10 protein-coding genes are annotated in these 9,486 nt (G+C 37.5%); 6 read left to right on the top strand and 4 right to left on the bottom strand.

Annotated elements, in window-relative coordinates:
• The 3 genes from E1171_RS14535 to upp all read right to left on the bottom strand — a co-directional run.
• Positions 1-319, bottom strand: a 319-nt coding sequence (locus E1171_RS14535) for a hypothetical protein (protein WP_155206755.1), incomplete at its 3' end; no start/stop codon positions are given.
• Positions 320-322: 3 nt separating this feature from the next.
• Positions 323-1,297 (bottom strand): calcium/sodium antiporter, encoded by a 975-nt coding sequence (locus E1171_RS14530; RefSeq protein WP_155206754.1) that lies wholly within the window; start codon positions 1,295-1,297, stop codon positions 323-325.
• A gap of 203 nt (positions 1,298-1,500) precedes the next feature.
• Positions 1,501-2,148: a uracil phosphoribosyltransferase gene (gene upp, locus E1171_RS14525; RefSeq protein ID WP_155206753.1), complete on the bottom strand. Its 648-nt coding sequence runs from the start codon at positions 2,146-2,148 to the stop codon at positions 1,501-1,503.
• A 498-nt stretch (positions 2,149-2,646) separates the two neighbouring features.
• Here upp and E1171_RS14520 point away from each other — a divergent pair, with 498 nt between their 5' ends.
• The 6 genes from E1171_RS14520 to dnaJ all read left to right on the top strand — a co-directional run bounded on the left by E1171_RS14520 (position 2,647) and on the right by dnaJ (position 8,658).
• Positions 2,647-3,558: a zinc-binding metallopeptidase family protein gene (locus E1171_RS14520; protein ID WP_155206752.1), complete on the top strand. Its 912-nt coding sequence runs from the start codon at positions 2,647-2,649 to the stop codon at positions 3,556-3,558.
• A gap of 249 nt (positions 3,559-3,807) precedes the next feature.
• Complete coding sequence (hpt, locus tag E1171_RS14515; RefSeq protein WP_155206751.1) at positions 3,808-4,335, top strand: hypoxanthine phosphoribosyltransferase; 528 nt, start codon at positions 3,808-3,810, stop codon at positions 4,333-4,335.
• Positions 4,336-4,643: 308 nt separating this feature from the next.
• Entirely contained in the window at positions 4,644-5,231 is a 588-nt protein-coding gene (locus E1171_RS14510; protein WP_155206750.1) for an adenylate kinase, read from the top strand.
• A gap of 333 nt (positions 5,232-5,564) precedes the next feature.
• Positions 5,565-6,551 carry a GTPase ObgE gene (gene obgE / locus E1171_RS14505; protein ID WP_187696467.1) on the top strand — a complete coding sequence of 329 codons (987 nt, stop codon included), beginning with the start codon at positions 5,565-5,567 and terminating at the stop codon, positions 6,549-6,551.
• A gap of 347 nt (positions 6,552-6,898) precedes the next feature.
• Positions 6,899-7,513, top strand: coding sequence for a nucleotide exchange factor GrpE (locus E1171_RS14500; protein ID WP_155206749.1), 615 nt, complete (start codon positions 6,899-6,901; stop codon positions 7,511-7,513).
• Between the two features lie 2 nt (positions 7,514-7,515).
• On the top strand, positions 7,516-8,658 hold the full coding sequence (gene dnaJ, locus E1171_RS14495; protein WP_155206748.1) for a molecular chaperone DnaJ: 1,143 nt from the start codon (positions 7,516-7,518) through the stop codon (positions 8,656-8,658).
• A gap of 284 nt (positions 8,659-8,942) precedes the next feature.
• Here the strand turns inward: dnaJ and E1171_RS14490 are convergent, their stop codons facing one another.
• Positions 8,943-9,446 (bottom strand): hypothetical protein, encoded by a 504-nt coding sequence (locus E1171_RS14490; protein ID WP_155206747.1) that lies wholly within the window; start codon positions 9,444-9,446, stop codon positions 8,943-8,945.
• Positions 9,447-9,486: the final 40 nt, after the last annotated feature.

Raw genomic sequence — 9,486 nt, 5'->3', positions numbered from 1 at the left:
ATAATGTCCCACCTATGGGAGTAAAAATAACAGGGGTTAAAAAGGCTACTCCAAATAAGCCGTATTTATTCCAGGTTTTTACCAGATTCCTATTTCTTTTCGTGAATAATTTTTTGTTCATAGTGAATCTACTAAAAACTTTATTTCGAAGGGTAGTTCCAAAATAAGCAATTACCAAAACACTAGCCATCATTCCACCCAAGGTGAGTAGTACGGTTTCCACTAAGCCCATCCCTGCGGCTGTACCCATAGTGGGGCCAAAGATGAATTTTAGCATGCTAAGAAAGAAAATGGAAATGTATTTTCCGATTTCGGCCATTTTTTAGGATTGGGCTAATACCATGTATGTATAATAACAATAAACAATCAAAAGCATTGCTCCGTTTATTCTTCCGATCTTTCGTTTATAAAGCATCATTGGGAAAACCAAAAGCGTAATGCCAATCATCCAAGGCATGTCTACTCGTAGTATCTTTGGATTCACCTGGATGGGGGTAATCATGCTGGTAATTCCTAAAATAGACATGATATTGAAGATATTGGAACCTAAAAGATTTCCCAGGGCTAAGTCACTTTCTTTTTTATAGGAGGCTATTGCAGCCGTAACCAATTCCGGAAGGCTGGTTCCCAGGGCCACTACAGTAATACCTATTACCCTTTCACTAACTCCTATTTGTCTGGCCATGTTTTGAGCGGCTCCAACAAACCACTCCGATCCATAAAAAAGACCCAAGCAACCTGCCAAGATCAGCAAAAGGTCTTTTGTAATGCCAGATGATCTTCCTCCACTTTTTTCCTTTACTTCTCCGGCTATTTCAGGGTTCAGGGCTGCATTTTCCTTACGGGATTTTCGGATAATAAAGATGATGTATGTTATAAGGAAAGTGAAAACAATTGCTCCTTCAAATTGTTCAAACTCTCTGTTTTTGGCAAACAAAAATAATAAAATGGAGCTGCCTATGGTAACAGGCCAATCGATTTTAATACTATTTTTATTCACCAATACAGGGTTAACAAGTGCAGCTATCCCAAGTACTAAGGCAAGGTTACAAATATTTGAGCCTACTACATTCCCCATAGCCAAGTCTGGACTTCCCTCTAATGCTGATCGTACACTGATCAGTAATTCTGGGGCAGAAGTACCAAAAGCCACAATGGTAAGGCCTACCACTAAAGGAGAAATATGTAATTTAATGGCTAATCTAGAGGCCCCTCGAACTAATACATCTCCTCCCGTCACAAGGGTAACTAATCCAGCCAATAAAATTAGTAAGTTCAGAAAAAAATCAGATGACATTTTTTATGAAAGAATAATTAAAAATGGATCATGAAAAATGAACAATTATATAATGAATAATGGTGGGGTGTTCACTTACAAAATCTTTGAAAAATGCTAAATTAGGTAAAATGTCCTATAATTTTCTTTTTATTAATGATTTATGCTTTTTGGGGCTAACCCCACTTCCATTATCTATTATTCAATTTAGATCATTTATCAATTTATATTTTGCTTCCAAATGCAAGATCTCCAGCATCACCTAGTCCGGGTATGATATAGGATTTTTTATCTAATTTTTCGTCTAGAGCTCCCAGCCAAAATGAGTGTTCCACTTTCAGGTTTTCTTTTATGTACGCAATGCCTTCAGGGGCAGCAATGGCCGCCAAAATATGTACATGGGCAGGGGTTCCATTTTTTAGAATACCCTCAAGGGCGTGTATTAATGATTTTCCACTTGCTAGCATAGGATCAGCCACAATTAATTGTTTGCCTTCCAAATCTGGAGTAGTTTTATAGCCCATTTCAATTTCAAAACCTCTTTCTGTATTGGCTGGGGCCCGAAATGCACCAATAAATCCACTGTCCGCTTGGTCAAAGAAATTTAATACTCCTTGATAAAAAGGGAGGCCTGCCCGTAAAATGGTAACCAGGACGGGTTGTTCTTTCAATAGCTCTACAGAGGTACCGCACATAGGAGTTTGAATGGAGTGTGGGTCATATTGGAGGGTTTTGGATAATTCATAGGCCAATAATTCCCCAAGGCGTTCAAGATTTTTTCGGAAGCGGAGACTATCTCTTTGTATATTTACATCCCGGAGTTCTGCTAAAAAATGATTAGCAATCGAATTTTCTTTATTTAAAATAAACATGGATATAGGTCGATTTGCGTTTTATCTAATTTTTCACCCAAAATTAGCTCAAAACTAAGCAAATTAATATGGGAAATAGCAAATAAAGGATTAATAATTAGGAATTAGAGTATATAAATTCAGGTTAAAAAGGTGTAAGAGATTAAGTTTTATCTTTACAAACTATAAAAATGTATTAATCTTTACCCTAAATAAACCATTCAAAATTACAGATTAAAATGTTTGGGAAGTAAGAGCTTATTTGAATTTTTTGTTTTTAAGCGAAAGTGGAGGTTTGTAAAGGTAAACGAGGTGTTTTTTGAGCTCCTAGCTGGAAGCTAAGAGTGATAAAAGCAACGAAGTACTGCTTTTCAAAAAGCATTTGTAGCAAAAAGAGAATTTTAAAACATGTTCTAAATATTCAGAAGTCTCTGTTTGTAAGATAATATGATTCTAAATAAGAGGAAATCATATTAACGTTTCTGGACTTTTAATTTTTTGATCTATAAAGTAAAAATAATGCAGTTATTAGAGCAGCTTTGTAAGGTGCATGCGCCAGCAGGAAATGAGGTTGGCATGAAGACTTTTTTGTTGGATTATGTGGAAAAATATAAACTTCATTGGGCTTGTGAGCCTGAAATTATTCAGGGAGAAGAATTTCAGGATTGTTTGATGTTACGATTTGGGAAACCGCGAACTGCAATTTTCGCCCATATGGATAGTATTGGTTTTACTGTTCGATATAATAATCAATTAGTAGCTATTGGTGGGCCTGAAGTTGAAAGTGGTTTTAAATTGGTGGGGAAAGACAGCCTGAGCCTGATTGAATGTAATTTAAAAGTGGATGAGGAGGGACAGCTGTCTCATGATTTTCCCAGAGCAATTGACCGAGGTACAGACCTGGTATTTAAATGCGATTTCAGAGAAACTGATGAGTATGTACAATCTTGTTACCTTGATAATCGTCTAGGGATTTACAATGCCTTAAAGGTAGCTGAAACATTGGAGAACGGAATTATTGTATTTAGTTGTTGGGAAGAGCATGGAGGAGGTACAGTTTCTTATTTGGCCCGATATATTTATGAAAAATTCGGAGTTAAGCAGGCCCTTATTTCAGATATAACCTGGGTGACGGAAGGTGTGCCCCATGGGGAGGGAACAGTGATTTCCATGCGAGATAGCAGTATTCCAAGAAGGAGTTACGTGAACCGAATTATTGATCTTGCCGTCGAATCAGGAATCCCCTTTCAATTGGAGGTGGAAGGTAGTGGAGCTAGTGATGGCAGAGAGTTGCAAAATTCCCCTTATCCCTTCGATTGGTGTTTCATAGGAGCTCCTGAATCCAATGTTCATTCTCCAGATGAGTTGGTGCATATGAAAGATATCTCTTCAATGATTGCTTTATATGCTTTTTTGATGAAGCATCTGTAATCCGAGGGGCAGGTATACAATGTTTTACGTTCCCTCTGCTGACTTATCAGTCAATCAAACAGCAGTCCTGGAAAGTCCCGATTTATTTAAATAAGGAGGAGAAAGTAAAAAAAAACAGTTTTAGGGTCAGACAAGTAGAATTAAAGTTAGAGAGATTTGAAAGGTACTTCGCTCAAATCAGATAAATCTTTATATTTGCAAGCTCTTTTATAACAGAAAGGTGTTTTTACTATAAATCAGTGGATTAGCATGAATGTTAAGGATAAGGAGTTTGAGGTTTATATTTCGGAAGCGAAGATTCTGGAGAGAACAAGAGAAATTGCCACAAAAATAAATGAAGAATTTAAGGATCAAGATCCTTTATTTATTGGAATTCTAAATGGTTCTTTTATGTTTGCCGCTGACTTGATGAAAGCGGTGGATATTCCATCCGAAATTACTTTTATTAAGGTAAGTTCTTATCAAGCCACCCAAAGTACTGGAAAAGTCAAGGAGCTGGTGGGCTTACAACAGAATATTTTTAACAGAAATATTATTCTGATTGAAGATATTGTAGATACAGGTCGAACTATGGAACATCTAATTACTGATTTTAAAGAGCTGGGCCCTAAATCTATCAGTATCTGTTCCTTATTGTATAAACCAGAGGCCTTAAAGGCGGATTTAGATATTCGCTATGTGGGTTTTGAAATTCCCAACCGTTTTGTGTTAGGGTATGGGCTTGATTATGATGGGTATGGAAGAAACCTTAGAGATATATATCAATTGAAGGAGTAACATTCAATTATGATATGAAATTGTTAAATTTATGAACTCTCATGTAGGACCTTTTTCCGAGGTGAAAAAGCATTTTTTTCAAGGATATAACAATTTGAACCATTGAGTTAGAGTTGGGAAGATAGGAGCTTGTTTCAATGATCAATGTCCAGAGTGTTGAAAGAGTAATTTGGTGCTACATTCTTTTTTTTAAGAATCCTTTTGTAAACTTTTGCTTGAGCCACCCCTATATTATTGGGTAATTCGCTGACGAAAGTGTTATATTTAGGACTTGCAAATTCAGAATTTAAAATATTTTAGAGAATATCATGCTTAATATAGTATTATTTGGCCCTCCGGGAGCCGGTAAAGGCACACAAAGTATAAAATTGATCGAAAAATTTAACCTTACCCACATTTCTACCGGAGACCTTTTCAGAAAACACCTGAAAGAAGGAACCGAATTGGGGAAATTGGCTCAAAGTTTTATGGATGAGGGAAATCTGGTGCCTGATGAGGTGGTTATTGGGATGGTTGATGAAAAGATTACCGAAAGTAAACTTAACGGGGCAAAAGGTTTTATTTTTGATGGCTTCCCTAGAACAGTTACTCAGGCAGAGGCTTTAGATGCTTTATTGCAAAAGAAGGGTGATCAAATTGATGGAATGGTTTCTTTAGAAGTTCCTGATGAGGAGTTGAAGGCCAGGATCCGGGAAAGAGGAAAGACGTCAGGTAGAGTGGACGATCAAGATGAAGAAAAAATAAACACTCGTATCAAAGTATACAAAGCAGAAACTTTACCTGTAGCTAATTACTACAAAACTCAGGAAAAATTAGTCAGTGTTCATGGAGTAGGACCTATAGAGGAGATTTTTGGTAATATATGTGCAGAGATTGAGGCTTTTAGTGCCAACTGATTTGCCCTTTGTGCTGAAAAGGAAAATGATATTTTTTTAAAAAGAAGATGGTTGGCCACTGGCCAACCATCTTCTTTTTGATCCTGTTGTAGAGAAACCACTTATTGTATCTCTTATCAATCAATCACTTGCAACAAAGCATTTAAACAATCTTTTTTGAAGCTTCATAAGTTAAAGAAACGTTTAATGATTGTTGGTTGAGATAAGGAACCTGAACCAGTAGGAAATGATAAAGGTATTGCCTTATCATCCTTTTTTCATGAGGGCCTAAATTCAGACAAATAAGGATCTAAATTCGTAATTAAATAAAAGAATAGTTAAAGGAATCAGGCAGTGTCAAACTTTATTGATTACATCAAGTTTTGTTCTCGATCAGGCTCCGGAGGTAGAGGGGCAGTACATTTTCGACGGGAGAAACACGTTCCAAAAGGTGGTCCCGACGGAGGAAATGGAGGAAGAGGGGGGCATGTCATCCTGAGAGGGAATGCTCAATTATGGACCTTACTGCATTTGAAATATAAGAAACATGTAATAGCTGGAAATGGACAAGGAGGGCAAGGAGCCCGGAAAACGGGGCATGATGGACAAGATGTAATCCTTGAAGTGCCGCTGGGTACGGTCGCCAAAGATTTTGAAACAGAAGAGTTAAAGGCTGAAATCACTGAGGATGGACAAGAAATTATTCTAACTCCAGGTGGTAAAGGAGGGCTAGGAAACGACAATTTTAAATCTCCTACTAATCAGGCACCACATTATGCTCAGCCGGGAGAACCGGGTTTGGAAGAATGGGTAGTATTGGAGTTAAAACTTTTGGCCGATGTCGGCTTGGTAGGCTTTCCAAACGCGGGAAAGTCCACTTTACTTTCTGTACTTTCCTCTGCCCGACCAAAGATTGCCGATTATGCATTTACAACTTTGGTGCCGAACCTGGGGGTAGTACCATATCGAGATTACCGCTCCTTTGTAATGGCTGACATCCCAGGAATTATTGAAGGGGCGTCTGAAGGCAAAGGTTTGGGAATTCGTTTTCTACGGCATATTGAGAGGAATTCTATTTTGTTATTTCTTATTCCAGCTGATTCAGATGATATTTCCAAAGAATATGAGGTATTACTGAATGAATTGAGAAAATATAATCCTGAAATGTTGGATAAAAAACGCTTATTGGCTGTTTCTAAGTCAGATATGCTTGATGATGAATTGAAGCAGGAAATCCGTGAAACACTTCCAGAAGGAATTCAGACATTGTTTATTTCTTCGGTGGCAGACCAAGGGCTGATGGAATTGAAGGATATGATTTGGAAAGCATTGAATGATTAAGAAAAATGTTAATGCTTTCCAACCAGGTCAAAGAAAACTCAAAGAAAACTCAAAGTAAAATACAGGATTGATAGAAAAGAATGAAAGAACCTATTGTTTGAATGTTAGTGTTTTTTCATCAATTGCCTAACAAACAATAATATATCTCATTTGGTGTTTTCATAAGGGATGAAGAAAGTGACTCTGAATGGATTCCCGTTGGTAACTTAATGTCATTATGTCATGAAAAGGCTATAAGATAGACTTTGGCAGTATAATTGAAACGGATTCTGAAGTTTGTGCCAGTTTGTTTTTTTAGGTATCGTCAAACAGGAGAGTGACTAATGCGTAAGAAAAAAAATAAAAAAATGACAGAAAATACACACCAGGATTTAGAACAAGAAATCCAATCAAACGATCAGTCAGTGAAAGATAAAGTAGAAAAGCAGGAAGAAGAGCAGCAATTGAAAAATGAGGAAACTGTAGCAGCTGAGGAGAAAGTTGAAGCTGCGGAAGAAAAGCAAGAAGTTTCCGAAACAGAAAAGCTTAGTGCTGAATTGGCAGAATACAAAGATAAATACCTTCGTATATACTCCGACTTTGAGAATTTTAGGAGGAGAACAGCCAAAGAGAAACTGGAATTAGTTTCAACTGCCAATGCAGGTTTATTAACTGATCTTTTGCCTGTGATTGATGATTTCGAAAGAGCTTTGGGAGCCATGGAAGGTAAGGAGGAAGCCAAAGGTCTGCAGGAGGGTGTGGAGCTTGTTCGTAATAAGTTTGAAAAAACGTTAGAACAAAAAGGTTTAAAACAAATGGAAATTGCTAAAGGGGATGACTTTAACCCAGATTTTCATGAGGCTATTACACAGATTCCTGTAGAAGATAAAAAACTGAAGGGTAAAATCGTTGATGTTATTGAGAAGGGATATTTTCTGGGCGAAAAAGTGATCAGATTCGCTAAAGTTGTAACTGGTGCATAATTATGGCTAAAAGAGATTATTACGAAATATTAGGTGTTAGCCGGGATGCTTCCGAAGGAGAAATTAAGAAAGCTTACCGTAAAGTGGCTATTAAATTTCACCCCGATAAAAATCCTGGAGATAAACAGGCAGAAGAGAATTTTAAAGAAGCAGCTGAGGCTTATGAAGTATTAAGTGATCCTCAAAAAAAGCAGCAATATGACCGCTTTGGTCATGAAGGTATGCGCGGTGGCCAGGGTTTTGGTGGCGGCGGAATGAATATGGAGGACATTTTTTCTCAATTTGGAGATATTTTTGGTGGCGGCGGATTTGAAAGCTTCTTTGGAGGAGGCGGAGGCCGAGGTCAAAGAAGAGTGAGAAAAGGTTCAAACCTGAGAATTAAACTTAAACTTTCTCTTGAAGAAATTGCTGATGGCGTAGAGAAGAAGATTAAGGTGAAAAGACAGGCTTCCTGTGGCACTTGTGGGGGCAACGGGGCCAAAAATGGATCTTCTTTTCAGACCTGTTCCACCTGTCAGGGTTCCGGTCAGGTACGTAAGGTGATGAATACTATGTTGGGCCAAATGGTTTCCAGTGGAACCTGTCCTACCTGTAATGGAGAAGGAAAAATTGTGACTGACAAATGTACTACTTGTCATGGCGATGGCCGTCAGGTGAAAGAGGAAGTCATCAATATTAAAATACCTGCTGGCGTAAGTGAAGGCATGCAGCTTTCTATGTACGGTAAAGGAAATGTTCCTCCAAGAGGTGGTGAAGCAGGAGATCTCCTAATTGTGATTGAAGAGGAAGATCATAAATACTTCAAGCGGGAAGGCAACAACATCATTTATGAGTTGTATGTTAACTTTGCTGATGCCGCTCTGGGAACTAGTTTGGAAGTGCCAACTTTGGGAGGCCGGGTGAAAATTCAAATTGATGCCGGAACACAAAGTGGAAGGATCCTGCGGCTTAGAGGAAAAGGAATTAAGGATATCGAGGGATATGGAAAGGGTGACCAATTGATTCATGTGAATATTTGGACTCCTAAACAGTTGAGTAAAAAAGAAAGAGAGTTGATGGAATCCTTACGTGAATCTGATAATTTTAGGCCAAATCCAGGAAAGCAGGAAAAAGGTTTTTTTGAGAAAATGAAAGAGTTTTTTTAGTACTTAGTGAGCCCTTGTGGCTTTCTTTTCTACTCTTTAAAATAAAAATGGCCAATAAGGCCTATTAAAAGAATTTACTTAACACGAATTTTATTGGTTAACCACTGGTGGAATTCGTGTTTTTTTTGGGGTAAAAGTTTATGTTTTTAAGGGAAAAACTTCTTGGACAAATCAAAGATCCCATATTCCATTATTCCTATTAATTCTGACCCTGGTATTCCCTGGTTGTTAAATTAAGAATGAACCATTGGGGTTTTTATAGTTACACATTTCCTAATTTAAATTTAAATAGCATTCTTTTTTAAAAGTAAGAGCTCCTCCTTTTTTAGTCGAAGGGATTTTGCTACATGTTCTGCAGAAGGTCGGTTTACGGAGAAGAGAAATAAAGTTAGTGCAAAGAGAGCAGCTGAAGCTTGCTCATGAGTGAAATGAAGCATGCCTGTAGCTAATAAACTTCCAAAAAATAAATAGGTGTACATTTTTTTTGCGGATGACTGATAGGCGGCTAGTTTTGATTTAAAAGAAGGAAGGTTCCTGGCCTTTTTAGTCTTCTTTCGAAAATGAAAGTAGGCGTACAAAACTATTAATAAGGACAAGCAAAGGGCAATTATGACCCAAATTTGTTGATCAGGAGTGCCAATGGTGTTAGTTAGTAAATCATCTTTTTGCAATTCCAAATATCTCCAGCCAAATAAAACCAGTGGAATTGCCATTAACAGGGAATAAACTAAGTTTAATTTCTGGAAAAAAGACTTTAGGGCTTCCGAACTTAGGTTTTCTTTTGTCATTTTTTTATTGAATTTGTAAATTTTAGTTTAATTTACGGGG

The organism is Xanthovirga aplysinae (genome assembly GCF_009711365.1).
Lineage (GTDB): Bacteria > Bacteroidota > Bacteroidia > Cytophagales > Cyclobacteriaceae > Xanthovirga > Xanthovirga aplysinae.
Note: the sequence above shows the minus strand (reverse complement) of the source record. Positions and strands in the feature narration are given on the sequence as shown.

Bases quoted from the DNA above. Each gene is read 5' to 3' on its own strand.
- E1171_RS14530 (WP_155206754.1), bottom strand. From the start codon at position 1,297: ATGTCATCTGATTTTTTTCTGAACTTACTAATTTTATTGGCTGGATTA.
- E1171_RS14520 (WP_155206752.1), top strand. From the start codon at position 2,647: ATGCAGTTATTAGAGCAGCTTTGTAAGGTGCATGCGCCAGCAGGAAAT.
- dnaJ (WP_155206748.1), top strand. From the start codon at position 7,516: ATGGCTAAAAGAGATTATTACGAAATATTAGGTGTTAGCCGGGATGCT.
- E1171_RS14500 (WP_155206749.1), top strand. From the start codon at position 6,899: ATGACAGAAAATACACACCAGGATTTAGAACAAGAAATCCAATCAAAC.
- E1171_RS14510 (WP_155206750.1), top strand. From the start codon at position 4,644: ATGCTTAATATAGTATTATTTGGCCCTCCGGGAGCCGGTAAAGGCACA.
- E1171_RS14490 (WP_155206747.1), bottom strand. From the start codon at position 9,446: ATGACAAAAGAAAACCTAAGTTCGGAAGCCCTAAAGTCTTTTTTCCAG.
- hpt (WP_155206751.1), top strand. From the start codon at position 3,808: ATGAATGTTAAGGATAAGGAGTTTGAGGTTTATATTTCGGAAGCGAAG.
- upp (WP_155206753.1), bottom strand. From the start codon at position 2,148: ATGTTTATTTTAAATAAAGAAAATTCGATTGCTAATCATTTTTTAGCA.